General features: G+C 72.9%; 17 protein-coding genes and 1 tRNA gene. 13 read left to right on the forward strand and 5 right to left on the reverse strand.

From position 1 onward, the window contains the following. Positions 1-158: 158 nt before the first annotated feature. The 7 genes from ACFWYM_RS13825 (at position 159) to ACFWYM_RS13855 (ending at position 11,910) form a co-directional block, all read left to right on the forward strand. Positions 159-1,691, forward strand: coding sequence for a methyltransferase (locus tag ACFWYM_RS13825; protein ID WP_384834966.1), 1,533 nt, complete (start codon positions 159-161; stop codon positions 1,689-1,691). A 362-nt stretch (positions 1,692-2,053) separates the two neighbouring features. Further along, positions 2,054-2,251: a hypothetical protein gene (locus ACFWYM_RS13830; RefSeq protein WP_384834968.1), complete on the forward strand. Its 198-nt coding sequence runs from the start codon at positions 2,054-2,056 to the stop codon at positions 2,249-2,251. 214 nt (positions 2,252-2,465) lie between these two features. Then, on the forward strand, positions 2,466-5,303 hold the full coding sequence (gene topA / locus ACFWYM_RS13835) for a type I DNA topoisomerase (RefSeq protein WP_384834971.1): 2,838 nt from the start codon (positions 2,466-2,468) through the stop codon (positions 5,301-5,303). Between the two features lie 166 nt (positions 5,304-5,469). Further along, positions 5,470-8,670: a dTMP kinase gene (gene tmk, locus ACFWYM_RS13840; RefSeq protein WP_384834974.1), complete on the forward strand. Its 3,201-nt coding sequence runs from the start codon at positions 5,470-5,472 to the stop codon at positions 8,668-8,670. Positions 8,671-8,795: 125 nt separating this feature from the next. Then, on the forward strand, positions 8,796-10,001 hold the full coding sequence (locus tag ACFWYM_RS13845; protein ID WP_384834978.1) for a DNA polymerase III subunit delta': 1,206 nt from the start codon (positions 8,796-8,798) through the stop codon (positions 9,999-10,001). A 111-nt stretch (positions 10,002-10,112) separates the two neighbouring features. After that, positions 10,113-11,702, forward strand: coding sequence for an alpha/beta hydrolase (locus ACFWYM_RS13850; protein ID WP_384834981.1), 1,590 nt, complete (start codon positions 10,113-10,115; stop codon positions 11,700-11,702). 134 nt (positions 11,703-11,836) lie between these two features. After that, positions 11,837-11,910, forward strand: a tRNA-Thr gene (locus tag ACFWYM_RS13855). A gap of 69 nt (positions 11,911-11,979) precedes the next feature. On the opposite strand, the gene ACFWYM_RS13860 is transcribed toward ACFWYM_RS13855, so the two are convergent. Beyond that, entirely contained in the window at positions 11,980-13,572 is a 1,593-nt protein-coding gene (locus ACFWYM_RS13860) for an MFS transporter (protein WP_384834984.1), read from the reverse strand. Between the two features lie 191 nt (positions 13,573-13,763). Here ACFWYM_RS13860 and ACFWYM_RS13865 point away from each other — a divergent pair, with 191 nt between their 5' ends. Next, complete coding sequence (locus ACFWYM_RS13865; protein ID WP_384834987.1) at positions 13,764-14,501, forward strand: TetR/AcrR family transcriptional regulator; 738 nt, start codon at positions 13,764-13,766, stop codon at positions 14,499-14,501. A 73-nt stretch (positions 14,502-14,574) separates the two neighbouring features. Here ACFWYM_RS13865 and ACFWYM_RS13870 read toward each other — a convergent pair whose 3' ends face one another. Next, entirely contained in the window at positions 14,575-15,492 is a 918-nt protein-coding gene (locus tag ACFWYM_RS13870) for a pirin family protein (protein ID WP_384834990.1), read from the reverse strand. Between the two features lie 94 nt (positions 15,493-15,586). On the opposite strand from ACFWYM_RS13870, the gene ACFWYM_RS13875 reads away from it, so the two are divergent. After that, complete coding sequence (locus ACFWYM_RS13875) at positions 15,587-15,979, forward strand: hypothetical protein (protein WP_384834993.1); 393 nt, start codon at positions 15,587-15,589, stop codon at positions 15,977-15,979. Positions 15,980-16,003: 24 nt separating this feature from the next. On the opposite strand, the gene ACFWYM_RS13880 is transcribed toward ACFWYM_RS13875, so the two are convergent. Together ACFWYM_RS13880 and ACFWYM_RS13885 are read right to left on the reverse strand one after the other, a co-directional pair. After that, entirely contained in the window at positions 16,004-16,699 is a 696-nt protein-coding gene (locus ACFWYM_RS13880) for a response regulator (RefSeq protein WP_384834996.1), read from the reverse strand. A gap of 62 nt (positions 16,700-16,761) precedes the next feature. After that, on the reverse strand, positions 16,762-18,450 hold the full coding sequence (locus ACFWYM_RS13885) for a sensor histidine kinase (RefSeq protein ID WP_384834999.1): 1,689 nt from the start codon (positions 18,448-18,450) through the stop codon (positions 16,762-16,764). A gap of 141 nt (positions 18,451-18,591) precedes the next feature. Here ACFWYM_RS13885 and ACFWYM_RS13890 point away from each other — a divergent pair, with 141 nt between their 5' ends. Together ACFWYM_RS13890 and ACFWYM_RS13895 are read left to right on the forward strand one after the other, a co-directional pair. Further along, on the forward strand, positions 18,592-19,116 hold the full coding sequence (locus ACFWYM_RS13890; RefSeq protein ID WP_384835003.1) for a hypothetical protein: 525 nt from the start codon (positions 18,592-18,594) through the stop codon (positions 19,114-19,116). A 235-nt stretch (positions 19,117-19,351) separates the two neighbouring features. Next, positions 19,352-22,459 (forward strand): BTAD domain-containing putative transcriptional regulator, encoded by a 3,108-nt coding sequence (locus ACFWYM_RS13895; protein WP_384835006.1) that lies wholly within the window; start codon positions 19,352-19,354, stop codon positions 22,457-22,459. A 65-nt stretch (positions 22,460-22,524) separates the two neighbouring features. On the opposite strand, the gene ACFWYM_RS13900 is transcribed toward ACFWYM_RS13895, so the two are convergent. Further along, positions 22,525-24,276, reverse strand: a complete 1,752-nt coding sequence (locus ACFWYM_RS13900) for a bifunctional 3'-5' exonuclease/DNA polymerase (protein ID WP_384835009.1) — start codon at positions 24,274-24,276, stop codon at positions 22,525-22,527. A 142-nt stretch (positions 24,277-24,418) separates the two neighbouring features. Between ACFWYM_RS13900 and ACFWYM_RS13905 the strand changes: the two genes are divergently transcribed. Together ACFWYM_RS13905 and ACFWYM_RS13910 are read left to right on the forward strand one after the other, a co-directional pair. Then, positions 24,419-25,258 (forward strand): nitrilase-related carbon-nitrogen hydrolase, encoded by an 840-nt coding sequence (locus ACFWYM_RS13905; protein WP_384835012.1) that lies wholly within the window; start codon positions 24,419-24,421, stop codon positions 25,256-25,258. Positions 25,259-25,633: 375 nt separating this feature from the next. After that, on the forward strand, positions 25,634-26,125 hold the full coding sequence (locus ACFWYM_RS13910) for a hemerythrin domain-containing protein (protein WP_384835015.1): 492 nt from the start codon (positions 25,634-25,636) through the stop codon (positions 26,123-26,125). Positions 26,126-26,135: the final 10 nt, after the last annotated feature.

Here is a 26,135-nt window from a genome sequence, read left to right on the forward strand (position 1 = left end):
TTGGGCTCCCTTCTTGCTTCGTCGCCCCTGTCGTCGGTGTTCCCTTCCCGGCGACGGGGGCGGCGTTGTGTCGGGGGGTTGACCGGCGACGGGGTGCTGCGCCCACCCGTGCCGCCCTGCGGCACGATTGCCCGCAGCAGGGGCAGCTGCGCGTCACAATGGGCGACGTGAGTAACAGCAGCCCCTCCTCTCTTCCCTCGTCCGACAGCCCCGACGCAGCCGCCCAGCTGCGCGAAGCGCTTCTCGCCGTCGACTTCACCGCCGACGGTCTGCTCGAACTGCTCGGTGCGCCCGCCTATGCCGCGCTCGCGCGGAGCGAGACCGTGCCTGCCTTGCGGGCGACTCGGGGGGACGGGGCCCTTGAGGCGGTCGTCCGGCTCTTCTTGTTGCAGCAGGCCGTTCCACGCGCGCGCGTGGAGGGCGTTCTGCCGGTGGACGCGTGCCTGGAGAGCGGGTGGCTCGCCGAGGACGGCGACGGTGACGGCGTACGGGCCGGCGTGGATGTGCGGCCGTACGGCGGGCCCGATGGGGAGGACTGGTTCGTCGTCTCCGACCTGGGGTGTGCCGTCGGCGGCGCCGGGGGGATCGGGAGCCGGGACGAAGGAGTCGTGCTCGGAGTCGGTGGGGCGTCCACGACGCTCGCCGGGATCACCGTGCGCACGCCCGTCGCGAGCGCGCTCGACCTCGGTACCGGTTCCGGGATCCAGGCCCTGCACGCCGCCCAGCACGCGACCCGGGTGACCGCGACCGACCTCAACCCCCGTGCCCTGCACATGACCCGGCTCACCCTCGCGCTGTCGGGTGCGCCCGAGGCCGACCTCCGGGAGGGCTCGCTGTTCGCGCCGGTGGCCACGGAGACGTACGACGTGATCGTCTCCAATCCGCCCTTCGTGATCTCTCCGGGGGCGCGGCTCACGTACCGCGACGGCGGGATGAGCGGGGACGATCTGTGCCGCTCGCTCGTTCAGGGAGCGGGGGAGCGGTTGAACGACGGGGGGTACGCGCAGTTCCTCGCCAACTGGCAGCACGTGGAAGGGGAGGAGTGGCAGGACCGGGTGCGGTCCTGGGTGCCGCGCGGCTGTGACGCGTGGATCGTGCAGCGCGAGGTGCAGGACATCACGCAGTACGCGGAGCTGTGGCTGCGGGACGCGGGCGACCACCGCACGGACCCCGCCGAGTACGCGGCCCGCTACGACGCCTGGCTGGACGAGTTCGAGGCGAGCGGCACGCGGGCCGTCGGCTTCGGGTGGATCACGCTGCGCAGGACCGGCGCGGCCGAGCCGTCCGTGACCGTCGAGGAGTGGCCGCACCCCGTGGAGCAGCCGCTCGGCGAGGTGGTGCGCGGGTTCTTCGAGCGCCAGGACTACCTGCGGAGCCACGACGACGCGGCGCTGCTCGCCGGGCACTTCAAGCTCGCCGACGCCGTCGTGCAGGAGCAGGTCGGGCTGCCCGGCGCCGAGGACCCGGAGCATGTGGTGCTGCGCCAGCACCGCGGGATGCGGCGGGCGACGCAGGTGGACACGGTGGGCGCCGGCTTCGCGGGCGTGTGCGACGGGACGCTGAGCGCGGGCCGGATCATCGACGCGATCGCCCAACTGGTGGGCGAGGACCCGGCGTTGCTGCGGGAGCGCACTCCGGCGCAGATCCGCCTCCTGGTCGAGCAGGGGTTCCTGGAGCCGGTCGAGGGCTGAGCCCCTCGGAGCCCGGGGCGCCTCCTCGGAGCCCGGGGTGGTCCCTCGGGCTCGGGGTGGTTCCTTGGGTTCGGGCGGCGGGGGACCACCCCCGGGCCCGGTGGTCCCTCGGGCCGGGGCGGCGGGGGAATCCGGCCAACATCACGCGTACGCGCATCGGGGGTGGGACCGTACGCGGGAAGCGGCAGGCCGTATACGCCGGTGCACAGACGTGCGCGGGTCCGTGCGCAGAAAAGATACGTGCGCCACAGTCGCCACCGGCGCCTCCCGCCGTTCACCCCGAGTTCGCGCTCCCGCCGTCCCGCCGTGTCAGCCTCCCAGGCCGGGGAACCCGCAGCGGCGTCAGAGGGGGAGTGCAGGCCATGGAGAGCGCACCAGCGATCTTCGCCGGAACGGTGTTCGCGCTGTTCGGAGCGGCGCTGCTGCTCTGGACGGGGGTGCGCGTGGCCCATCGCTCGCCGGTCGCGCACGGGGTGAGCCCGGTCGCGTCGGCGACGCTCGCCGCGCTGGCCGGGGCGGGGGCGCTGGTCCTCGGGGCGTGGTGCTTCACGCGGCTCTGACCGGGGCCGCGGGCCGGGGCCGACTCCACGGGTCGCCACTCCGGGCGGCAGGAATGGCGGTAGTCGGGTTACCGTTCGAGTGGCCGTTGCGGGCTTTTCCCGTTTGACACGGGGGCGGGATGTACCGTCACACTCCGCAGCGACAGCGCAACGCATACCGCGTACGCAGCGCCGTACGCCTGCCACCGAGCGTCGACCGGAGAGAAGAGCGAAGTTGTCCCCGACCAGCGAGACCGCACAGGGCGGCCGCCGACTCGTCATCGTCGAGTCGCCTGCCAAGGCGAAGACGATCAAGGGCTACCTCGGCCCCGGATACGTAGTCGAGGCGAGCGTCGGGCACATCCGCGACCTCCCGAACGGCGCCGCCGAGGTGCCGGACAAGTACACCGGCGAGGTGCGCCGCCTCGGTGTCGACGTCGAGAACGACTTCGAGCCCATCTATGTCGTCAATGCCGACAAGAAGGCGCAGGTCAAGAAGCTCAAGGACCTCCTGAAGGACTCGGACGAGCTCTTCCTCGCCACCGATGAGGACCGCGAGGGCGAAGCCATCGCGTGGCACCTCCTCGAGGTCCTGAAGCCCAAGGTCCCTGTCAAGCGCATGGTGTTCCACGAGATCACCAAGGACGCCATCCAGGGCGCCGTCCGCAACCCGCGCGAGCTCAACAAGCGCATGGTCGACGCCCAGGAGACCCGCCGCATCCTCGACCGCCTGTACGGCTACGAGGTCTCGCCGGTGCTGTGGAAGAAGGTCATGCCGCGGCTCTCGGCCGGGCGCGTCCAGTCCGTGGCCACCCGGCTCGTCGTCGAGCGCGAGCGCGAGCGCATCGCCTTCCGCTCCGCCGAGTACTGGGATCTGACGGGCACCTTCGGCACCGGCCGCGCCGGTGACGCCAGCGATCCCTCGCAGCTCGTCGCCCGCCTCACCACGGTCGACGGCAAGCGCATCGCGCAGGGCCGCGACTTCAACTCGGTCGGGCAGCTCAAGTCCGACACCCTGCACCTGGACGAGGCGAACGCCCGCGCGCTCGCCGCCGCGCTGCAGGACACGAACTTCTCCGTGCGGTCGGTCGAGTCCAAGCCCTACCGCCGCTCCCCGTACGCCCCCTTCCGCACGACGACGATGCAGCAGGAGGCATCGCGCAAGCTGGGCTTCGGCGCGAAGGCGACGATGCAGGTGGCGCAGAAGCTGTACGAGAACGGCTTCATCACCTATATGCGTACGGACTCCACGACGCTGTCCGACACGGCGGTCACCGCCGCCCGGGCGCAGGTCACGCAGCTGTACGGCAGCGACTACCTGCCGGACAAGCCGCGCACGTACGCCGGGAAGGTCAAGAACGCCCAGGAGGCGCACGAGGCGATCCGCCCCTCGGGGGACCGTTTCCGCACGCCCGCCGAGACCGGCCTGACCGGCGACCAGTTCCGCCTCTACGAGCTGATCTGGAAGCGGACCGTCGCCTCCCAGATGAAGGACGCGACCGGCAACTCGGTCACGGTCAAGATCGGTGGCCGCGCCGCCGACGGCCGCGACGCCGAGTTCAGCGCGTCCGGCAAGACCATCACCTTCCACGGCTTCCTCAAGGCGTACGTGGAAGGCGCCGACGACCCGAACGCGGAGCTGGACGACCGCGAGCGCAGGCTCCCGCAGGTCAGCGAGGGCGACGCGCTGTCCGCCGACGAGATCTCGGTGGACGGCCACGCGACCAAGCCGCCGGCCCGCTACACCGAGGCCAGCCTCGTCAAGGAGCTGGAAGAGCGCGAGATCGGCCGCCCGTCGACGTACGCGTCGATCATCGGGACGATCCTCGACCGGGGCTATGTCTTCAAGAAGGGCACGGCGCTCGTGCCGTCCTTCCTGTCGTTCGCCGTGGTCAACCTCCTGGAGAAGCACTTCGGGCGGCTCGTCGACTACGACTTCACCGCCAAGATGGAGGACGACCTCGACCGCATCGCGCGCGGTGAGGCGCAGGCCGTGCCGTGGCTGCGGCGCTTCTACTTCGGTGAGGGCGAGGGCACCGGCGGCGCCGCCGACGCGGGCAACGGCGACGGCGACCACCTCGGCGGCCTCAAGGAACTCGTCACCGACCTGGGCGCCATCGACGCCCGCGAGGTGTCGTCGTTCCCGGTCGGCAACGACATCGTGCTGCGCGTCGGGCGCTACGGCCCCTACATCGAGCGCGGCGAGCGCGACTCCGAGAACCACCAGCGCGCGGACGTCCCCGACGACCTGGCGCCGGACGAGCTCACCGTCGAGTACGCGGAGGAGCTGCTCGCCAAGCCCAGCGGCGACTTCGCGCTCGGCACCGACCCGGAGTCGGGCCGCGAGATCATCGCCAAGGACGGCCGCTACGGCCCGTACGTCACCGAGGTGCTCCCCGAGGGCACCCCGAAGACCGGCAAGAACGCGGTGAAGCCGCGCACGGCCTCGCTCTTCAAGTCGATGTCCCTGGACACGGTGACGCTCGCGGACGCCCTGAAGCTGATGTCGCTGCCGCGCGTCGTGGGCGCCGACGCCGAGGGCGTCGAGATCACCGCGCAGAACGGCCGCTACGGCCCGTACCTGAAGAAGGGCACGGACTCGCGGTCGATCGACACCGAGGACCAGATCTTCTCCATCACGCTCGAAGAGGCCCTGGAGATCTACTCCAAGCCCAAGCAGCGCGGGCGCGCGGCCGCGAAGCCGCCGCTGAAGGAGCTCGGTGAGGACCCGGTCAGCGGCAAGCCCGTCGTGGTGAAGGACGGCCGCTTCGGCGCGTACGTCACGGACGGCGAGACGAACGCGACGCTGCGGGCGGCGGACTCCGTCGAGGACATCACTCCGGAGCGGGGCTACGAGCTGCTCGCGGAGAAGCGGGCGAAGGGGCCCGCCAAGAAGAAGACGGCCAAGAAGGCGCCCGCCAAGAAGACCGCTGCGAAGAAGACCGCCGCCAAGAAGACGACGGCCAAGAAAACAGCGGCAAAGAAGACGACGGCCGCGAAGAAGACGACTACGAAGAAGGCCGCTGCCAAGACGACGGCCGCCGCGAAGACGGCTTCGTCCGACGGCGAGTAGACGGCTTCGTCCGAGGGCGAGCAGACTGCGTCGGCCGAGGGCGAGCAGAGCGAGCGGTACGCCTCGTACGCGTACGTCTCGTACGCCGGAATCGTCGCCACCGAAGGGGTGCCCGTATGTTCGGGCGCCTCTTCGGGGAGGCATCCCCTCCAGATAGGCTGGACGGATGACGCGTGCCGAGCAGCCACCGGTCTCAGACCCGGCCCCCGACGACGCCCTGGTCGCAGATTCCCGAGAGCGTGCCGTCCGCGCCCTGCTGCGGGTGCCGCAGCTCAAGCGGCTGTGGAGCGCACAGCTCGTGGGCGGGGTGGGTGACGCGCTCGGCCTGTTCGTCCTGGTGATCCTGGCCCTCCAATCGGCCATCGCCGAGGGCTCCTTCGGGGGCGGCTACCGAGGTGTGGCCTTCGCGGTCACGGCCGTGTTCGGGGCGCGCGTGCTCGCGACGCTGCTCTTCGGGGCGGTGCTGCTCGGGCCGCTGACCTCCCTGACGTCGCCCGACGGTCCCCTCGACCGGCGCTGGACCATGGTCGGCGCGGACGGGGTGCGGGCGGCGCTGCTGATCGTCGCCCCGCTGTGGATCGACTGGACCCCTGACGACGCGCTCGCCATGCTCCTCGTCACCGCCTTCGTCGTCGGCGTCGCCGAGCGCTTCTGGACGGTCGCCAAGGAGAGCGCGGCCCCCGCGCTGCTGCCCGCACCGCCGCTCGAAGGCGCCACGGTGCGGCCGCTGCCGGACCACATGGAAGCGCTGCGGCGCCTCTCCTTGCGGACGAGTTTCGTGGCGCTGCCCCTCGCGGCCGCCACGCTGATCGCGGTCGCCCTCGTCAACAACCTGCTCGGCTCGGGGCTCGACTGGTTCGAGCTGCACCAGGCGGGGCTCTCCTCCTTTGTCGCGGCCGGGCTGTTCGCCGCCTCCTTGTCGATCGTCTACTTCCTGGAGCTGCCCGACGCGCAGACGCCCCGCGCGCGGAGCCCGCTCGAGGGCTTGCGCCGGCCGCGCACCGGCAGCGGCACCGACAAGGGCCGCACCGGCGCGATCCCGCTGCTCGTCGCGGCCTGCGCCGCCGTCGCCGGAGCCATCGCGGCGGCCGTCGCCGTCGCCGTGCTGGAGGCCAAGGACCTGGAGGGCGGGCCCGTCACGTACGGCCTGCTCGTCTTCGGACTGACCGGCGGCACCGTCGTCGGCATCCGCACCGCGCCGTCGGTGCTGCCCTCCCTGTCGCGTCGGCGCCTCCTCTCGCTCGCGATCGCCGTCACCGGTGTGGCGCTGCTCGCCGGGGGCCTGGTGCCCGACCCGACGACGGTGCTGCTGATCCTGACGCTCGCGGGTGTCGCGGCCGGTGTCGCCGCCCACACCGGGCACGCGCTGCTCGACCAGGAGGTCGAGGACTACCGCCGGGTGCGCACGACGGAGCACCTCCAGGCCGTCGTACGGCTGTTCATCGCGCTCGGCGCGCTGGCCGCCCCGGTGCTCGCCGCGCTGATCGGGCCGCACCGGCTGGTCAACGGCAAGTTCGTGTTCGACCACGGGGGCGCCGCCTTCACGCTGATGCTGGTGGGCGCGCTGCTGCTCCCGGTGGCCGCCCTGGTCCTCGCCAAGGCCGACGACCGGCAGGGCGTACCGCTGCGCCAGGACCTCCTCGACGCTCTGCGCGGCGGCGACGACCCGGCGCAGGCGCCCGCCGCCACGGGCTTCTTCATCGCCCTGGAGGGCGGCGACGGAGCGGGCAAGTCGACGCAGGCGGAGGCCCTCGCCGAGTGGATCCGCGCCAAGGGCCACGAGGTCGTGGTGACCCGCGAGCCGGGGGCGACGCCCGTCGGCAAGCGGCTGCGGTCGATCCTCCTGGACGTGTCGAGCGCCGGACTCTCGCACCGCGCGGAGGCCCTGCTGTACGCGGCGGACCGCGCCGAGCACGTGGACACGGTGGTGCGGCCCGCCCTCGAGCGCGGTGCCGTCGTCATCTCCGACCGCTACATCGACTCGTCGGTGGCCTACCAGGGGGCGGGCCGCGACCTGTCCCCGACCGAGGTCGCCCGCATCAACCGGTGGGCCACGGGCGGGCTCGTGCCGCATCTGACGGTGCTGCTCGACGTGGCGCCCGAGGCCGCGCGGGAGCGGTTCACGGAGGCGCCGGACCGGCTGGAGTCGGAGCCCGCCGAGTTCCACGCGCGCGTGCGCTCCGGTTTCCTGACCCTCGCCGCTGCCGACCCCGGCCGCTACCTGGTGGTGGACGCGGCCCAGGAGCCGGAGGCGGTCACCACCGTGGTCCGGCACCGGCTCGACGTCGTCCTGCCCCTCTCCGAAGCCGAGATCAAGGCCAAGGAGGAGGCGCGCAGGGCCGCCGAGGAAGAGGCGCGCCGCAAGGCCGAGGAAGAGGCCGCGCGCAAGGCCGAGGAGGAGCGCCTCGAACGCGAGCGTCAGGAGCAGCTCGCCAAGCTCCGCGCCGAGGAAGAGGAGCGCAAGCAGCGCGAGTTGGAGGAGGCGCAGCGCCGCGAGGCCGAGCGTCAGGCCGAAGAGGCCAGGCAGCGCGCCGAGGAGGCCCGGCGCCGGGCCGAGGAGGAGCAGGCGCGCCTGCTCGCCGAGGAGAAGGTGCGCAAGGCCGAGGAGGAGCGCCGCCGCCGGGAGCAGGAGGAAGAGGCGCGGCTGCGGGCCGAGGCCGAGGAGCGTCGGGTCGAGAAGCAGCGCAAGGCGGAGGAGGCGCTGCTGCGCGCGGAGGAGGCGCGGCGCCTCGCGGAGGCGGCTGCGGCCTCGGCGGCCGCGGCCGCGCAGTCCCGGAGTGCGGCGCCTCTCGACAAGCCGCACCTCGACAAGCCGCGCCCTGAGAAGTCGCACTCCGACACGTCGCACCCCGACACGTCGCACCCCGACACGTCGCACCCCGACAACGAGACGACGGTGCCTACGCCGGTCGTGCAGCCGCCCGCGCCGTCCGGTGCGGCGGACGAGACCACGGTGCTGCCTTCCGTGCAGCCCGACGCGGAGCAGACAGAGGTGCTGCCGCAGCCTCCCGCGCCGGGTGCGCCGTCCGGTGCGGCGGACGAGACGGCGGTGCTGCCTCCCGTACGGGATCAGCGTCGTCCCGTACGGGAAGAGCGTCCCCCCGTACGAGACGAGCCTCCGGCCGACAAGGTCCCGCCGGGGTACTTCCGCGACGAGCGGCCCGCCGCCCCGGCCCAGCCGGCGGCCGACGGGAACGACCGGACGCGCGAGCTGCCCCAGGTCGACGCCGAGGGGACGCCGCGCAGGCGCCCCCGCTCGGACTGGGCCGAGGAGACGCCGCTGGACGATCTCCCGTCGCTGGCGGACGAGTTGCTCGGCTCGCCGGACGAGGACGACGAGAGCGGGCGGCGGGGTCGCCGCCGCTGACCCGGGGCTCAGTGGCCGGGCGCAGGAGGCGTGGAGCGGCGTTGTCAGTGCCGTGCTCCACAATGAATCCCGCGGCGCGAACCGGGCGTCGCGGGATCGACGGGGCGAAGTGAGGGCGGTGACCCATGACCGTATGGGACGACGTGGTGGGTCAGGAGCGCGTCAGCGCGCAGCTCGACGCCGCCGCCCGTGACGCGGACGCTCTGGTGACGGCGGCGGGCACGGACGCCCCGCCGCCCGAGGCGTCCAAGATGACCCACGCCTGGCTGTTCACGGGCCCGCCCGGCTCGGGCCGCTCCACCGCGGCGCGCGCCTTCGCGGCCGCGCTCCAGTGCGTCAGCCCGGACCGCGCACTCGGCGGCGCCCCCGGCTGCGGCTTCTGCGACGGCTGCCACACCAGCCTCGTCGGCACGCACGCGGACGTGGAAGTGGTCCGCACGGACCTGCTGTCCATCGGCGTCAAGGAGACCCGCGACCTGGTCCGCAGGGCCCAGCTCTCCCCGGCGGGCGGGCGCTGGCAGGTCATCGTCCTGGAGGACGCCGACCGCCTCACGGAGGGCGCGGGCAACGTCCTGCTGAAGGCGGTGGAAGAGCCCGCTCCGCGCACGGTCTGGCTCCTGTGCGCCCCCTCCATCGAGGACGTGCTGCCCACGATCCGCTCCCGCTGCCGCCACCTCACACTGCGCACACCTCCGGTCGACGCGGTCGCCGACGTCCTGATGCGCAGGGACGGCATCGAGCCGGAGGCCGCGGCCGCCGCCGCGCGCGCGACGCAGGGCCACATCGGCCGCGCCCGCCGCCTCGCGACGGACGAGCGGGCCCGCGCGCGCCGCGCCGCCGTCCTCAAGCTGCCCCTGCGGGTCGAGGAGATCGGCGGCTGTCTGCGGGCCGCCCAGGAGCTCATCGACTCGGCCGGGGAGGACGCGAAGCAGATGGCCGAGGAGCTCGACACCAAGGAGACCGAGGAGCTGAAGGCGGCGCTCGGCGCGGCGCAGGGCGGCCGGATGCCGCGCGGCACGGCGGGCGTGATGAAGGAGCTCGAGGACAAGCAGAAGCGCCGTAGGACCCGCACGCAGCGCGACAGCCTCGACCTCGCCCTCATCGACCTGACCGGCCTGTACCGCGATGTCCTCGCCCTCCAGCTGGGCTCTCACCTGGCCCTCGCCAACACGGAGGTGCAGGACATGCTCCAGCGCATGGCGGTCGGCACGTCACCCGAGTCCACGCTCCGCCGCATCGAGGCGATCGGCGCGTGCCGCACGGCACTCGACCGCAATGTGGCGCCGCTGCTCGCGGTGGAGGCGATGACGGTGGCGCTGCGGGCGGGCTAGCTCCCGCAGGGGGGAGGGCCCTCAACGGCCCGGTCGCACGGGCCGGTTGACGAGGTCACTCGTACGAGCGCTCATGGTGACCGCCCGGTCGCGGACGGTTACGCTCGCGTGATGCGCACCAAAGGCTTCCGCCGCGCCCGGCGGCTCCGTACCCGGCGGCTCCGCACCACCCCCGCCACCGCCCTCCTCTCCCTCCCCCTCGCCGCCGGCCTGCTCATCTCCGGCTGCTCGGCGGGGGGTTCGACGGCGGACGCCTCGATGGCCGCGCTGCCCCGCTCGACCCCCCGCGAGCTGTCGGCTTACTACGAACAGCAGTTGAGCTGGCGCGAGTGCGGCGTCCCCGGCTTCCAGTGCGCCACGATGAAGGCCCCGCTGGACTACGCGGACCCCGGCTCCGGCGACATCGAGCTGGCCGTGGCCCGCAAGAAGGCCACCGGCAAGGGCAAGCCGCTGGGCTCGCTCCTGGTGAACCCCGGCGGCCCGGGCGGCTCAGCGGTCGGCTACCTCCAGTCGTACGCGGCGCTCGGCTACCCCGAAGAGGTCCGCGCCCGCTACGACATGGTCGCCGTGGACCCGCGCGGAGTGGCCCGCAGCGAACCCGTCACCTGCCTCGACGGCAAGCAGATGGACGCGTACACACAGACCGACATGACCCCCGACGACGCGCGCGAGACGGCCGAACTGACCAGGTCCTTCAAGGAGTTCGCGGCAGGCTGCGAGAAGCGCTCGGCGAAGATCCTCCCGCACGTGTCGACGGTGGAGGCGGCCCGCGACATGGACGTGCTGCGCGCGGCGCTCGGCGACGACAGGCTCGCCTACGTGGGTGCCTCCTACGGAACCTTCCTGGGCGCGACGTACGCGGGCCTCTACCCGGACCGGGTGGGCCGCCTCGTCCTGGACGGCGCGATGGACCCGGCCCTGTCCGCCCGCCGTATGAACCGCGACCAGACGGCGGGCTTCGAGACGGCGTTCCGGTCGTTCGCGGCGGACTGCGTGAAGCGTGCGGACTGCCCGCTGGGCGGTGGGAGCGCGGCGGACGCGGGCACCCGCCTCAAAGCCTTCTTCAAGGACGTGGACCGCAAGCCGGTCCCCGGCGGCGACGGCCGCGAACTGGGCGAGTCCCTGGCCACCACGGGCGTGATCGCCGCGATGTACGACGAGGCGGCCTGGCCCCAGCTCCGCGACGCCCTCGCGGCCGCGATGCGCGACAAGGACGGCGCGGGCCTGCTCGCCCTCTCCGACAGCTACTACGAGCGCGACGGCGACGGCTCCTACGGGAACCTGATGTACGCCAACGCCGCCGTGAACTGCCTGGACCTGGCCCCCTCCTTCACGTCCCCCGACGAGGTCCGCGCCGCCCTCCCCGAATTCGAGAAGGCGTCCCCCGTCTTCGGCGAGGGCCTGGCCTGGGCGTCCCTGAACTGTGCGTACTGGAAGGTGAAGCCCACCGGCGAGGCCCACCGCATCGAGGCGGACGGGGCGGCCCCCATCACGGTGGTCGGCACCACCCGCGACCCCGCCACCCCCTACCGCTGGGCCCGCTCCCTCGCCGCCCAGCTCTCCTCCGGCAAGCTCCTCACCTACGAGGGCGACGGCCACACCGCGTACGGGCGCGGCAGCGAGTGCGTGGACTCGACGATCAACACCTACCTGCTGAAGGGCACGCCACCCGCGGACGGAAAGCGCTGCTCGCAGGGGTGAGAGCGGACTGAGGGCGGCCCGTCGGCGGCCCGCCGGGGGCCCGCCGGTCGAGCGGGACGGGGGTGTGCGGAGCACCCCCGGAAACTGTGTAGACTTGGCGACGTTGCTGATCGCACCATAGGTGCGGACGGCGTGCCGCCTTAGCTCAGATGGCCAGAGCAACGCACTCGTAATGCGTAGGTCTCGGGTTCGAATCCCGAAGGCGGCTCAACTGGAACCCCAGGTCACGGAAACCGTGACCTGGGGTTCTTTGTGTGGGCCGGTCGGTGCTGTGGGGTCAGGCTGTGGTGACCAGGTCGGTCTCGGTCTCGTTCGTGGGCTCCGGCTTCGGCTTCGGCTCCGGGTTCGTCGTCGGGGCCGTCTCGTTCGTGGGCCTGCTGTCCCGCATGACGAACAGGGCCAGGGCCGCTGCCGCGAGGACCGCTGCCGCTGCGACCGTGAAGCCGGTCGACATCGCGGAGGAGAAGGCGTCGCGGGCCGAGTCGACGAGGCCGGTGTCGTGGGTCCTGGCGGCCGTGTCGAGGGCGTCGCCGATGGAGTGGGTGGCGGACTCGGGGGTGTCGGCGGGCATCGAGTTCGCGAACGTGCTGGTGACGACCGAGCCGAGGATGGCCACGCCGAGGGCGGCGCCGAGCTGCTGGATGGTGTCGTTGAGCGCGGAGCCGACGCCCGCCTGCTCCTCCGGGACCGTGGCCATCAGGGCCGCGATGGCGGCCGGGGCCGCTAGGCCGCCGCCCGCGCCGAGCAGGAAGAGCGCGACGGCGAGGAGGGCGAAGCCGTCGCCGGCAGAGAGGGTCGCGAGGACGGCGAAGCCGATCGCGGTCACCACGAGGCCGCTGACCGCGAGGAAGCGGTTGCCGATCTTCGCGCCCAGGGTGGCGGCGAGGGTGTTGAAGAGGAGCGACGCGACGGCCAGCGGGATGAAGGCGAGGCCGGCCTCGGTGGGGGAGTAGCCGAGTACGGACTGGAGGTACTGGGTCAGGATGAGGAGCAGGCCGCCGTTGCCGATCTGGACCAGGGTCAGGGAGAGGCTGCCGCCGGTGAAGTTGCGGTTGCGGAAGAGGCCGAGCGGGACCATCGGGGAGCCGGTGCGGATCTCCCAGGAGATGAAGGCGGTAAGGGCGGCGACTGCGATGGCCGCCGTGGTGAGGGTCGCGGGGGCCGTCAGGCCGTGCTTCGGGAGCTCGTTGATCGTCCAGACCAGGGCGGTCATGCCGATGACCGAGAGGATCGCGCCGATCGGATCCGGCTTCTGCCAGGGGCCCTTGGACTCGGGCATCAGGAGGACCGCCGCGAGGATGGCCACGGCCGCGATCGGCACGTTGATGAAGAAGATGGCGCTCCAGGAGAACCAGGCGATCAGTGCGCCGCCGAGGACCGGGCCGCCCACCAGGCCGAGCATCGCGACCGCGCTCCAGGCCGCCATGGCCTTGCGGCGCTCGTCGTCGTCGAAGACGGTGATGAGGATCGAGAGGGTGCTGGGCATGACGAGCGCGCCGCCGATGCCCATGACGACGCGGGCCGCGATGAGTTGGCCGGGGGTGGCGGCGAAGGTGGCCGCCAGCGAGGAGAGGCCGAAGGACGCGAGGCCGATGATCATGACCTTCCGGCGTCCGAACCGGTCCGAGAGACTGCCCGCCGTGAGCAGCAGGCCCGCGAAGACCAGCATGTAGGACTCGAGGATCCACTGGGTGTCCTGGGCGCCGGCGCCGAGGTCCTCGGACATCGACGGGATGGCCACCGTCAGCGCCATGTTGTCGATGATCAGCGCCAGCGTGCTCAGGCACAGCACGATCAGGATCAGCCAGCGGCGCGGGTTCCGTGCTGCCTGGGTCGTTTGTGCTGATTGTGCCGCTTGTGCCGAATTCATCGTGCACCTCTCGGGTTCCGGTCGGAGGTCGGAGGGGCGGCCCGTACGCCGTTCCCTCGATGCGAACACTGTACGCAGCTTGGAACGTTGTGCGCAATGCCGTACGCTGTGCTTGATGGCCGTTGTCTTTCGGCCGTTCATCCCCTGCGTACGGTGTCCCCTACGGTGACCAGGAAGAAGGAGGAGGCCACGTGTCAGCCGACAAGCAGCAGACGATCTCATCGGTGTGGACCCGGCCGCGTCGGCGGGAGCAGCAGGCGCTGAGCCAGGAGCAGATCGTGGCCGAGGCGGTCCGGCTCCTGGACGCCGAAGGGGTCGAGGCGCTGAGCATGCGCAAGCTCGGCATCAGGCTCAACGCCGGTGCCACCTCGCTCTACCGGCACGTGGCCAACAAGGACGAGCTCATCGAGCTGGTCGTCGACGAGGTGTACGGCGAGCTCGAGGTGCGGGCCATCGACGACCCCGCGGACTGGCGCGACGCGGTCGCCGAGTCCGCGTGCAGCCTGCGCGCGATGGCGCTGCGCCACCCCTGGCTCGCCTCCGTGCTCGGCCAGATCGGCTTCTCGGACCTCGGGCCGAACCTGATGGGGATGTCGGAGCGGCTGCTCGCCGTCTTCGAGAAGGCGGGCTTCGAGCTGAAGGTCGCCGACCAGTCGATGAACACCGTCATCGCGTACGTCGTCGGGACGGTCACCAGCGAGGCCGCGTATCTGTCGCTGCTCGCCCGCAGCGGGATGACCGAGGAGGAGTGGGTGCACAGCCTGCGCCCGGTGGTCCGCGAGGCGACCGAGGGGCACCCGAGGGTGCGCACCGGCTTCGAGGCCGTGCAGGACCAGGACCCCCGGCAGATCCGCGACGACAACTTCGAGTTCGGGCTCAACCGGGTGCTGGACGGGCTCGAGTCGCTGCTGGCCAAGCAGGCGGACTGAGCTCTCAGACCTTGGGCCCTTCAGACCCCTTGGATCCCTTGGATCCCTTGGGCAGGGCCCTGGCCGGGCGTCGCTAGCGGGTCTGGAGGCGGCCCAGGCGTGGGACCGGGCCGAACTTTCCGTGCTCGTAGTCCACGTATGCCTGGTAGATCTCCGACTCGCTGTTCATCACGAACGGGCCGCCCGCCACGACCGGTTCGCGCAGGGGCTCGCCCGCGAAGAGGAGCAGGCGGCTCTGCGCGGTGGCGCGGCCCGTGGCGAGGCAGAGGGCGCTGACGCCGCCGTCGTCCGCCGCTTCGACCGGGTCCGTCCACGCCGTCTCGCCCTCCGCGACCCGGCGGCCGCCGATGGTGACCTCGCCGGAGATGACGTACGCGAAGGCCCGGTCGTGGGCGGCGAGCAGCTGGATGTAGTCGGTCTCCGGGTCGAGGGTGATCAGCAGGCCGAGGACCGGGTGCTGGTTGATGGCCGGGCCGCGCTCGCCGCCCGTCTCGCCCGAGACGACCTTCACGGTGACGCCGGGCTCGGTGTACGTCGCGTACGTCTTCGCGTACAGGTCCTGGTAGTGCGTCTCGGTCAGCTTCGACGTGGCGGGGAGGTTCAGCCAGAGCTGGAGGGTGTGCACGTACTCGTTCTTGTAGGCGAGTTCGCGGTGGATGATGCCGCGGCCCGCCGTCATCCACTGGATGTCGCCCTCCTCCAGGGCGCCCGCGTTGCCGAGGCTGTCGCCGTGTTCGAGGACGCCGCCGAGAACCACCGTCACCGTCTCCAGGCCGCGGTGCGGGTGCCAGTCGAAGCCCGTCTGGGAGAACCAGTCCTCGGCCATGAGGAGAAACGGATCCGTGCGGCGGAAGTCGCCGGGCGCGATGACCAGGGCCTTGTTGTCGACCTGGCTGTCGGGGCCCGCGACCAGGCGGCGCTCGATGCGGTCGACGGTGCGGGTGGCGACGGGGTCGGTGCCCGGCTCGGGGACGGGGGCCGTGGGGGACATCCGGGGCTCCTTCGGAGGTACGAGGGAGGGGCTCTCTTCAGTTTCGGGGGAGGGGGCGTCTTCGGCCACAGGAGCCGTCGTCGATACTGCCGTGATGACCTCGACGTATGTGCGCTTCCAGGGGACCGTCCGGCATGAACGCGGCCATTTTCCAGGGGTGTTCGTCCTCGTCAACGGGCTGGCGAGGGACGGGCTCCTGACCGAGGAGCAGGAGCGGTTCCGGCGGGCCAACAACGACTGGTACGACGCCGCGTACCAGAACCCCATGCACGTGGACGACACCGTCTACGACCGTGAGATCAACCCGGGCGCCGTGGCCTGGTTCAAGCCCACCGCCACCCATCTCCTGGAGCGGGTCCCCGGCTATCTGGAGATTCTCGCCGCGCACGGCGTCGAGTGCCGGATGGTGCGCTCGGACGACCCCGGCCGGGTGGTGTACGAGGACGACGTGCAGGTCGTGGTCGTGCCGTACGGCGACGGCCGCTAGCGCCTCAAGACGACCGCCGGCGCCTCAACTGGCAAGCCCCGCCTGGTGTGCGAGGAGCGCCGCCTGGACCCGGCTGTCGCTGCCCGTCTTGTCGAGGATCGCGCCGACGTGCGTCTTCACCGTGCCGAGGCCGATGCCGAGACGGAGGCCGATCTCCACGTTGGGCAGGCCCGCGCCGAGCATCGAGAGGACCTCGCGTTCGCGGGCGGTGAGGGTGGCGAGGCGGTCCTCGGGGGCGGGTGCGCCCGCCGGGGAGCCCGGGGCGGTGCCGCCCGCCAGCATGCGCTTGATCACCGTTCCGGTGACGCCGGGGGAGAGGACCGCGTCCCCGGCGGCCGCGGCCCGCACGGCGCGGATCAGCTCGTCGGGGCCCTCGTCCTTGAGCAGGAAGCCGCCCGCCCCGGCCTGGAGCGCGCGCATCACGTTCTCCTCGTCGCCGAACGTGGTGAGCATGACGACCTGCGGCTTCGGGTCGAGCGCGACCAGCGGGGCGATCGCCGCGAGGCCGTCGAGGACGGGCATGCGGATGTCGACCAGAGCCACGTCCGGGCGGAGCTCGGCCGCGAGGGTCACCGCCTCGGCGCCGTTGACCGCCTCGCCCACGACCTCGATGCCGTCCGCGTGCCGCAGGATCATGCCGACGCCGCGGCGGATCATCTCCTCGTCGTCGGCGAGGAGAACACGGACGGGGCCGGGGCCGGGCTGCTCTTCGTTCGGCATGGGCGCTCCTCCTGCGGGCGGGCTCCTGCGGGCGGGCTCCTGTGGGTGCTCCCCAGGCGCTCCTACGGGTGGGCCAGCGGCACTGTGAAGTGGTCGATGGCCGTAAGAACATCTCCGTTGAAACAGTAACGGGTCACCTCAAAACGGTCACCGTCAGTGGTGCCGGTCGAGCCACTCCCCCACGGGTACAGGCAGCTCGTCGTCCCCTTCGGGTACGCGGGGCCGTGCCCGGCCGCCGCCGCCCGCACCGCCTCGTTGTCCCCGTGCACCGCCCGCTCGACCTCGGCCTTCGTCATCCCGACCGCGAGGTCGTGCTGGGGCGGGATGTCGGGGCCCGGCTTCGCCTCGTCCACCAGGCTCAGACCGAGGCCGAGCATCAGGGCCACGCCCGCCATGCCGAGTCCGGTCGTCAGGACGCCCGCGAGCCTGCGCTGGAGGTCGCCGCCGGGGCTGTCGACGGCGGTGATCTCCGGGGGCAGCTCCGGCTCCTTGGTTTCATGTGAAACAGGGACCGGACCGCGCGCCTCCGGGCCCGTGGGGATCGCCGCCGCCACCGCGAAGCCGCCCTCGGGCGCCGGGCCCGCCTCGAAGGTGCCGCCGAGCAGGGTCACGCGCTCGCGCAGGCCGGTCAGCCCGCGTCCGGTGCCGAGGCCGGTGGTGGCGGCGGGCTCGGCAGGCGGCTCCTCATTGCGTACGGAGATGCCGACGTGCTCGGGCGTGTGTGTGACCGTCACCGCGACCGGGGCCCCCGTCGCGTACCGGTGGACGTTCGTCAGGGACTCGCGCACCACCCGGTGCACCGCCCGGCGCACCGAGGGGCCGTCGGCCGGGTCCAGGTCGGGGCCCTGCCAGGTCAGGGTCACGGGGATGCCGCCGCCGCGTGACTCCTCGACCAGGGCCTCGATGTCCGAGCGGGTGCCGGTCGCGTCGGTGAGGGCATCGGTGCCGGTGTCGCGGCCGAGGGGGCCGAGCACGCCGAGGACCTCGCGCAGCTCGCGCATCGCGTCGCGGGTCGCGCCGCGCAGCAGGCTGGCCTCCTCGCGCAGCTCGGGCGACTGGCCGGAGAGGGCCAGCTCCAGGCCGCCCGCGTGCAGCGAGATCAGGCTGAGGCGGTGGCCGACCAGGTCGTGCATCTCGGCGGCGATGCGGGAGCGCTCGTGGATGCGGGACTCGCTCTCGGCGAGGCGGCGGGCCTCCTCGGCCGCGGCGGTGCGCTCGCGCAGCGCCCGTACGAGACGGTCCTGCTGGCCCGCCGCCGTGCCGACGAGGCCCGGCACGATCACTGTCACGGCCGCGAGCACCGCCCCGAGCGCGAGCCCGAACTGCCAGCTCCCCATGGACAGCGACCGGGCCGTCGCCGCGGCCACCAGCATGGGCAGGGCGGTGGCGCCGAGCAGCGTGATGAGGCGGCGGTGCGGGTTCGCCTGGCGGCGGGCGGCCAGATAGGCGGCGACGGCGACCAGGAGTCCGGCGGGCGGGAACAGCCCGGCGAGCGCGGCGAGGAACAGCAGGCCGAGGGTCGGGAAGCGGCGCCGGGCCACGAGGGCGACGATCGCGGTGACGCCGAGCGCGATCTTCACCGAGTGCGGCAGGGCGCCCGCGCCGATGGTGGCGCCCTCATACGCGAGGAGGAGCAGAAGCCCGGAGGCGAAGACCTCCAGGGCGATGCGCAGCAGGCGGTGAGGAGCGGGCCGTGGGCCGGGGCGCGGGGCGGGATCAGGGGGGAAGGGCTCGGGGCTCGGGGCGGACATAACGCCAAGTATTGGACAGGGAATGCCGCCTTCTCGTACATCTTGAGGCGGATGGCCTCTGCCTTAGGGCAGAGGCCGGGGTGGCCGCGATTCGTCCCACGGCCGTACGAAACGGGGCCGGGCGGGCCGAAGACTGGACGTATGCCCGCTGAGAAGAAGAAGTCCCGCACCGCCGTCGTCGCCACCGTCACGCTCGCCGCCGTGGCCGCGGCCGGTGGTGCCGTCGCGTTCGCGGGGCCGGGGCTCAGGAACAGTGCGTTCGTGCCGGACGCCGTGAGCGAGCACGTCTTCAAGGAGAAGACGAAGTCCTTCGCGACCGCCGCCGACGCCCCCAGGAAGGGCGACCTGGCGTTCGTGCTGCCCGAGTGGATGCCGAAGGACGCCAAGAACATCAAGGTCAAGGTCAGGACGACCGGTGACGCCAAGCTGATCCGGTTCACGCTGGGCGCCGAGTCGCTGCCGGGGGACGGTGGGTGCAAGGGCAAGTACGTGGACGCCCCTGACCTGGGGGCCAGTTGGTGGCGGGACAGTGTGATCAAGAAGTCCCGGCCGCAGTGCGGCGACCACCTCGCGTACCGCGTCGCGGTCCAGGGCAAGCAGGTGTACGCGTGGACGAACGGCGAGCTCGCACCGCGGAGCGACAGCGGAGATGCAGCGCAGAAGTAGCGAAGAAGTGGCGCAGGAGCGGCACGGGAGCGGCACAGGAACGGCGCAGGAACAGCGCAGAAAGTGAGCGGATCCGGCCGCCGTTGCGGCACTCCCCCGAGCTTTGCGCGTGACGCGAGCGGCGGCGGCCGGATCCGATGAACAGAGCACATCAGGCGCCGCCAACAGATCGCTAACATGTTCCCCACGTAATGGCCTGCGGAAGGCTTCGAAGGGGTTTCGAAGGGGATCAGACATGGCGGGCGGACTGCGGTTCGGACTGCTCGGCCCGGTCGTGATCCATGACTCCGGGGGCGAGTCGCGCCCGGTGCGCAGCCCCAAGGTCCGCGCCCTGCTGGCCGCGCTGCTGCTCGAACCGGGCCGGGTGGTCTCGGTCGACTTCCTCAAGGACGCCCTGTGGAGCGGCGCCCCGCCGGTCTCCGCGCATGCCTCGCTGCAGAACCACGCCACCCGCCTGCGCCGCCTCCTGGACGACCCGGACCGGCTGCGCGCGGTGCCACCCGGGTATCAGCTGCGGGTCGGCGAGGGGGAGCTGGACGTACGGGTCTTCGAGCGGCTGATCGGCCGGGCCCGGGCCGCGCACGCCGCACAGGACTGGGCCGGGGCCGCCCAGGCCGCCTCGGACGCCCTCGCGCTGTGGCGGGGCACGCCGCTGTGCGGGCTGCCCGAGGACCTGGCGGGCCACGCCCTCGTACCGCGGCTGGAGGAGGCGCGGCTGCTCGCCCTCGAATGGCGGCACGAAGCGGATCTGGCGCGCGGTCTTGAAGTGGCGCGCCTGGCAACGGAGTTGGCGGAACTGGTCGCCGAGCATCCGCTGCGGGAGGCGTTCCACCGCCAGCTGATGCTCGCCCTGCACCGCACCGGCCGCCAGGCGGAGGCCCTCGCCGTCCACCGCGAGCTGCGCGCCCGCCTGGTGGAGGAGCTGGGCATCGAGCCGGGCACGGGCGTGCGGGAGGCGCACCGGGAGGTGCTGCGGACGCCGACGGGGGCGGTGGGTGTCGCGGCACCCGCGACGGCACTCGCCCCATCCGCCGCGTCCGCCGACTCCGGCGCATCCGGCGCATCCGCTGACTCCGGCGCGTCCGGTGCGTCGGCCTCAGCGTCGTCCTCGTCCTCATCTTCGTCTTCGTCTTCGTCATCGCCGTTGTCGGGTCGGCCGCCGCTCGCTCAACTGCCGCCTGCGCCCGCCCACTTCACGGGCCGGGACGCTGTCGTACGAGGGGTGGGCGAGGTCCTCGCCGGGGGCGGCGGGCCCGGGGTGCCCCGCGTCGCCGTGGTCTCCGGGATGGCCGGGGTCGGCAAGAGCGCGCTCGCCCTGCACGTCGCGCACGGGCTGCGCGAGGCGTTCCCGGACGGGCAGTTGTACGTGAACCTGCGCGGTGCGACGCCCGGCATGACGCCGCTCACCCCGGAACAGGCCCTCACTGCGCTGCTGCGCGACGTCGGCGCCGACACCAGGCGGGTCCCCGAGCACGGCGAAGATCCGGCCGCGGCGGCCGCGTTGCTGCGTTCGCTGCTCGCGCCCACCCGCACCCTGATGGTCCTGGACGACGCCGAGAGCGCCGCGCAGGTGCGGCCGCTGCTGCCCGGCGGGTCCGGCTGCGCGGTCGTCGTGACCAGCCGCTCGCCGCTCGCCGCGCTCGACGGCGCCACCCGCTTCCCGCTGGAGCCGCTCACCGACGGGGACAGCGCGGCGCTGCTGCGCGCCGTCTCCGGGCGGGGCGGGCTCGACGCCGGGCACCCGCTCGTCGGGCTCGCCGGGCGGCTGCCGCTCGCGCTGCGCATCCTCGCGGCCCGGCTCGCCGCGCGCCGGGCGCTCACCCCGGACGCGCTCGCCGACCTGCTCACGGCGCGTGGCGGCCGGCTGCACCACCTGGAGTACGACGACCTGAGCGTGCGCCGTTCGCTGGCCGTCGCTCTGGACGCGCTGCGCGCCTCGGACCGGCGGGCCGACCGGGACGCGGCGGCCGCGCTGGTCCGCATCGGCGCGCTCGACCTGCCGACGTACGGAGTCCCGCTGCTGGCCGCCCTGTTGGGCACGGACGAGCGCGCCGCCGAGTCGGCCCTCGACCGGCTCGTCGACGTCGCCCTGCTCGACGAGACGGCGTACGGGCGCTACGCCCCGCATGACCTGGTGCGCGAGTTCGCCCGGGAGACGGCGCGCGAGGAGGGCGGCGCGGACGTCGTCGTGGCGGCGGCGCTGTGCTGGTACGCGGGGTCGGCGCGGCAGAGCCTGCTGGCGATCATGGAGGAGGGGCTGGACCGCGAGGACCGGTTGCGGGGGGTGGTGGAGCGGTTGGCCGGGGGGTGCGGGTCCGAGCAACTCATGGGCGGGCCACCGGAGATGACCACCGAGGGGGCCTTCGACTGGTGCGACACCGAGCTCGCCAACATCCTTGCCCTCGCCGGGCGGGAGGAGCGCGAGCGCCGTGACTCGCCGCTGGTGTCCGTCCTCGTCCGGTGTCTGTGGTCCTACCTCGTGCGGCGCGGGCGGATCACCGAGGCGGAGGCGCTCGGCGGGATCGCCCTGACCGTCGCGGGCCGGCTCGGGGACGACGAGGCCAGGGCGCAGGCCCTCGTCGACCTCGCCGGGCTGCACTACATCTCGGGCCGCAGCGGCGCGGCGCTCGAGCTGAACGACGAGGCACTGGCCCTGTACCGGAAGCTCGACCTGGTGTCGTGCGTCCACCGGGGCTCCACCAACCGCGGCCTGCTGCTCGAAGCGCTCGGCCGCGACGAGGAGGCCGCCGACGCGCTGCGGGAGAGCCTCGAGCTGTCGAAGGCCCAGGGCGATCTGCTGGGCGAGGCGTTCGCCCTCAGCCACCTCGGCAATCTGTACGAGCACACCGACCCGCGCTCCGGGATCGCCCTGCACGAGCGGTGCCTGGAGATCGGCGCGGAGATCGGCGACATCAACATCTGCCAGCACGCCCACCGCAACATCGGCATCGCCCGGCTCGCGCTCGGCGAACCGGAGGCCGCGCTCGACCACTTCGAGGAGTGCCTGCGCGTCCACGGCAGCTTCGAGAACTGGCACAACGAGTCGCAGGCGCGCCTCGGCCTGGTCCGCACCCTGCGCGAGGTCGCACGCCCGGCCGACGCGGCGCGCGCCTGCGACGATCTGCTGGAGCTCGCCGGGCAGCGCGCCGACGCCCACATGGAGGGCCTCGCCCGGCACCAGCGGGGACACCTGCTGCACGCCGAGGGGCGCGCCGAGGAGGCGTACGAGGACTGGCGCGCGGCCCTGGCGGCGCTGGACGGGACGGACAGCAGCCAAGTGGTGGGGGAGCTGCGGGAGTTGCTGAACTCCCCAGGGGGCGGTGGCGGCAACCGTCCTCTCTAGGGGCCCTTTGGGGCCCTCCTGCTTGTAGGGGGCCCTCCTGCTTCTCGGGAGACCCTCCTACTTCCCTACTTCGCGTCCGCGTAGCACTCCACCACCGCCGTCGTGAACGGGAACCGCACCGGCGTCTCGCCGAACGCGATGCGCCCCGCGAGGTTTCCCGCCTCCTGGATCGCCGCCACCACCGCCTCGGCCTCCTCCTCCGGGCAGTGCACGATCACCTCGTCGTGCTGGAAGAAGACCAGCTCGGCGGCCATCTGTGCGGTGGCGCGGCGGAGTGCGGCGAGCATCAGCAGGGCCCAGTCGGCGGCGCTGCCCTGCACGACGAAGTTGCGGGTGAAGCGGCCCCGCGCGCGGGTGTTGGTCGAGGCGTAGCCCGGTGTGAACTCGCCGTTGGCGGAGGGTACTTCGGAGCCCCCGAAGCCCCCGGGGCTCCAAGGACTTCCAGGGCTCCCAGGGCTCCCCGGGCTTTCCTGGGGGAGGCCCGCCTCGCCCGCCGCCTCGTCCGGGTCGCCCGAGGTCACCGCGGGCGGGCTGGTGCGGCCCAGCCAGGTGCGCACCAGGCGGCCCTCCTCGCCCGCCTGGGCGGCGTCGTCCACGTACGCCACCGCGAGCGGGAAGCGGCGGCGCAGCGCGGCGAGGTTCTTCAGGCCGTCCCCCGACGTCTGGCCGTAGACGGCGCCCAGGAGCGCGAGCTTCGCATGCTCGCGGTCGCCGGAGAAGGCCCGGTCGGACAGGGTGGTGTAGAGGTCGCCGCTGCTGCCCGCGACCTCCATCAGGCCCCGGTCGCGGGAGATCGCGGCGAGCACGCGCGGCTCCAGCTGGTCGGCGTCCGCGACGACGAGACGCCGGCCGGGGTCGGCCACGACCGCCCGCCGGATGGCCTTGGGGATCTGCAGCGCCCCGCCGCCGTTGGTCGTCCAGCGGCCGCTGACGGCGCCGCCCGGCGTGTACTCGGGGCGGAAGCGGCCGTCACGCACCCAGTCCTGCAGCCAGCCCCAGCCGTGGGCGGTCCAGACGCGGTACAGCTTCTTGTACTCGATGAGCGGGGCGACCGCGGGGTGGTCGACCTCCGCGAGCTCCCAGCGGCGCGTCGAGCGCACCTTGATCCCGGCCTGCGCGAAGGCCCGCACCACGTCGGCGGGCAGGTCCGGGCGGACGCGGCGGCCGAACGCGGCCGAGACCTCGTCGGCCAGCTCGGCGAGGCGGCGGGGCTCGCCGCCGCCCGCGTACCGCTCGCCGAGCAGCTCGTCCAGGACCTGCCGGTGCACGTCGGCACGCCAGGGCAGTCCCGCCGCCTTCATCTCGGCGGCGACGAGCATGCCCGCCGACTCGGACGCGGTGAGCAGCCGCAGCCGGCCCGGGTGCGCGCTCGCGTCATGGCGGCGCTGCTGGTCCGCGTACACCTCCAGGAGCTCCGCGAGCGTGACGGGGACCGACTGCGGCTCGAAGAGCGAGGACTGGGAGCCGGGCTCGGCGGTGCGCGGGGGCGGATCGGGCGGTACGGGGCGGTGGTGCAGCCGGGCCAGGGCGGCGGCCGCGGAGCGGGGCTCCCCGAGGCGGCCCTCGTGGCCGAGCAGGAGCAGCTCGGCCGCCTCGATGTCGTAGCACCGCTCGACGCGGACGCCGGCGGCGAGCAGGCGGGGGTACACCGCTGGGGTCGAGCGCCAGATCCAGCGGTCGACGCCGGGCCGCGCCCGCACGGCCTCGACCAGGTCCGGCTCGCGCAGCACGGGCCCGGCGGGCAGCCCGTCGTCCCCGAGGGCGGCGAGCTCGGCCCCGCCGCCCTCGGTGGCGGCAAGGGCCCACCTCTCGGTCATGAGCGCGAGTGTGGCACCCGGCACTGACAATCACCGGATTCCGCACAGGCGCCGGACCCGGCGCCTGCCCCGGCGCCCGCCCCGGCGCCTGATCGGCCGGTCACCGGATGCCGGAGGGGCGAGCCTTTGCGAGGCTCGCCCCATGAGAGTGGCGCTGGCACAGACCGACTGTGCGCTCGGTGAGGTGGACGAGAACATCGCGGTGGCCGAGGAGCAGATCGGCCAGGCGGCGGCCCAGGGCGCCGACCTCGTGGTCTTCCCCGAGCTGAGCCTGCACGGCTACCACCTGGGCGCCCTGAAGCGGGACGCCTCCGTCGACGCCCGCGACCCGCGCCTGCTGGCCCTCTCCCGGCTCGGCCCGGACGTGCTGGTCGGCCTGCACGAGCACACGAGCCTGCGCGCGTACAACACGTCGGCGTACTACTCCGAGGGCCAACTCCTGCACGCCCACCGCAAGTTGTACCTACCCAACTACCTGGCCTGGGAGGAGCGCAAGCACGTCAGCCCCGGCCAGCACCTGCGCGCGTACGACCTGCCGGGCGGGCACGGGCGCGCGGCCACGCTGGTCTGCAACGACGCGTGGCAGCCGGTCCTGCCGTGGCTGGCCGTGCAGGACGGCGCGGAGGTCATCGTCGTGCCGACCAACAGTGCCGCGAGCCTCGACCCGGAGGCCATGGACACCGGCCTCTACTGGGACACGCTGCTCTCGTACACCGCCCGCATGCTCCAGTGCTGGGTCGTCTTCGTGAACCGGGTCGGCAACGAGCACGGGGCGTCCTTCTGGGGCGGCTCCCGCGTCGTCGATCCGCGCGGCGCGGTCGTCGCCCAGGCTCCGAAGTGGGAGCCGGGCCTGGTCACGGTCGACATCGACGTGAGCGAGGCCCGGCGCAGGCGCCGCGCGGTTCCGCTGGTCGCGGAGGCGCGTCTCGGTCTGGTCGACCGGGAGGTACGCAGGCTCATCGACGAGGGCGGGGACAGCTAGACCCTTCGGGCGGGGGCGGCGGGGACAGCTGGATCCTTTGACACTGGACCCTTTGACAGGGGGTGGGATCGCTGTCTCTAATGGGGCACGTGCCGCGTGGCACCGGTCAAAGAGCAGTGGGCAGACCGGTGGCCGGGCGAGCGCCTTCACCAAGGGATACGCCTTGAGTTCCTTCTTCTTCGCGCGTTTGCGCTCCGTGCGCCTGTAGGCCGCGGGTTTCCTTCCGGCTCGCTCAGCTTCGCTTCGCCGATCCTGCGGCGTGCGCGTCCGCCATGAATCCCGCCGCTGGTCTGCGCGGGTTCGTCGTGGCTGGTCGCGCAGTTCCCCGCGCCCCTGGCAGGGCGCCCCATCACCTCATGGAGACCAGAGAACCCCATGCCCACACCCGTCACCACCCTCGCCGACAAACTCCTCGAAGTGCACACCTGGCTGCGTGAGCAGCTGGCCGAGATGCGGGACGAGGCGGCCGCGCACCTCGATGCGCGGGCCGCCCACGACCACGAAGCCGATGCCGAACTGCCTCCCCCCGGCCTCGGTTTCCAGATCCGCCGGCGCTGTCTCGCCTTCTGCGACGCCCTGACCTTTCACCACACCGGCGAGGACGGCGCCGTCTTCCCGGGGGTCGAGCGGCATCACCCGGAGCTGATCCCCGTCCTGGACCGGCTCCGGGCCGAGCACCGCGAAGTGGCCCGCATCAAGGAGGAGTTGCTCGCTCTCCTCGCCGACCTCGCGACGCCCGCACCGGACGAGCTCCTCGCGCACATCGACCGGCTCACCAAGGAGTTGACCGCGCACCTCGACTACGAGGAGGAGTGGCTGGTCCCGGTGCTCACCGACGTCCCGTTCCCGCCGCCCGCGCAGCCGTAGCCCCACGGGC

The sequence above is a fragment of the Streptomyces sp. NPDC059009 genome (assembly GCF_042740175.1).
GTDB lineage: Bacteria > Actinomycetota > Actinomycetes > Streptomycetales > Streptomycetaceae > Streptomyces.

Excerpts from the sequence above, each read along its gene's own strand:
- ACFWYM_RS13825 (WP_384834966.1), top strand. The coding sequence starts at position 159 with ATGGGCGACGTGAGTAACAGCAGCCCCTCCTCTCTTCCCTCGTCCGAC.
- ACFWYM_RS13830 (WP_384834968.1), top strand. The coding sequence starts at position 2,054 with ATGGAGAGCGCACCAGCGATCTTCGCCGGAACGGTGTTCGCGCTGTTC.
- tmk (WP_384834974.1), top strand. The coding sequence starts at position 5,470 with ATGACGCGTGCCGAGCAGCCACCGGTCTCAGACCCGGCCCCCGACGAC.
- ACFWYM_RS13845 (WP_384834978.1), top strand. The coding sequence starts at position 8,796 with ATGACCGTATGGGACGACGTGGTGGGTCAGGAGCGCGTCAGCGCGCAG.
- ACFWYM_RS13850 (WP_384834981.1), top strand. The coding sequence starts at position 10,113 with ATGCGCACCAAAGGCTTCCGCCGCGCCCGGCGGCTCCGTACCCGGCGG.
- ACFWYM_RS13860 (WP_384834984.1), bottom strand. The coding sequence starts at position 13,572 with ATGAATTCGGCACAAGCGGCACAATCAGCACAAACGACCCAGGCAGCA.
- ACFWYM_RS13870 (WP_384834990.1), bottom strand. The coding sequence starts at position 15,492 with ATGTCCCCCACGGCCCCCGTCCCCGAGCCGGGCACCGACCCCGTCGCC.
- ACFWYM_RS13875 (WP_384834993.1), top strand. The coding sequence starts at position 15,587 with ATGACCTCGACGTATGTGCGCTTCCAGGGGACCGTCCGGCATGAACGC.
- ACFWYM_RS13880 (WP_384834996.1), bottom strand. The coding sequence starts at position 16,699 with ATGCCGAACGAAGAGCAGCCCGGCCCCGGCCCCGTCCGTGTTCTCCTC.
- ACFWYM_RS13885 (WP_384834999.1), bottom strand. The coding sequence starts at position 18,450 with ATGTCCGCCCCGAGCCCCGAGCCCTTCCCCCCTGATCCCGCCCCGCGC.
- ACFWYM_RS13890 (WP_384835003.1), top strand. The coding sequence starts at position 18,592 with ATGCCCGCTGAGAAGAAGAAGTCCCGCACCGCCGTCGTCGCCACCGTC.
- ACFWYM_RS13895 (WP_384835006.1), top strand. The coding sequence starts at position 19,352 with ATGGCGGGCGGACTGCGGTTCGGACTGCTCGGCCCGGTCGTGATCCAT.
- ACFWYM_RS13900 (WP_384835009.1), bottom strand. The coding sequence starts at position 24,276 with ATGACCGAGAGGTGGGCCCTTGCCGCCACCGAGGGCGGCGGGGCCGAG.
- ACFWYM_RS13905 (WP_384835012.1), top strand. The coding sequence starts at position 24,419 with ATGAGAGTGGCGCTGGCACAGACCGACTGTGCGCTCGGTGAGGTGGAC.
- ACFWYM_RS13910 (WP_384835015.1), top strand. The coding sequence starts at position 25,634 with ATGCCCACACCCGTCACCACCCTCGCCGACAAACTCCTCGAAGTGCAC.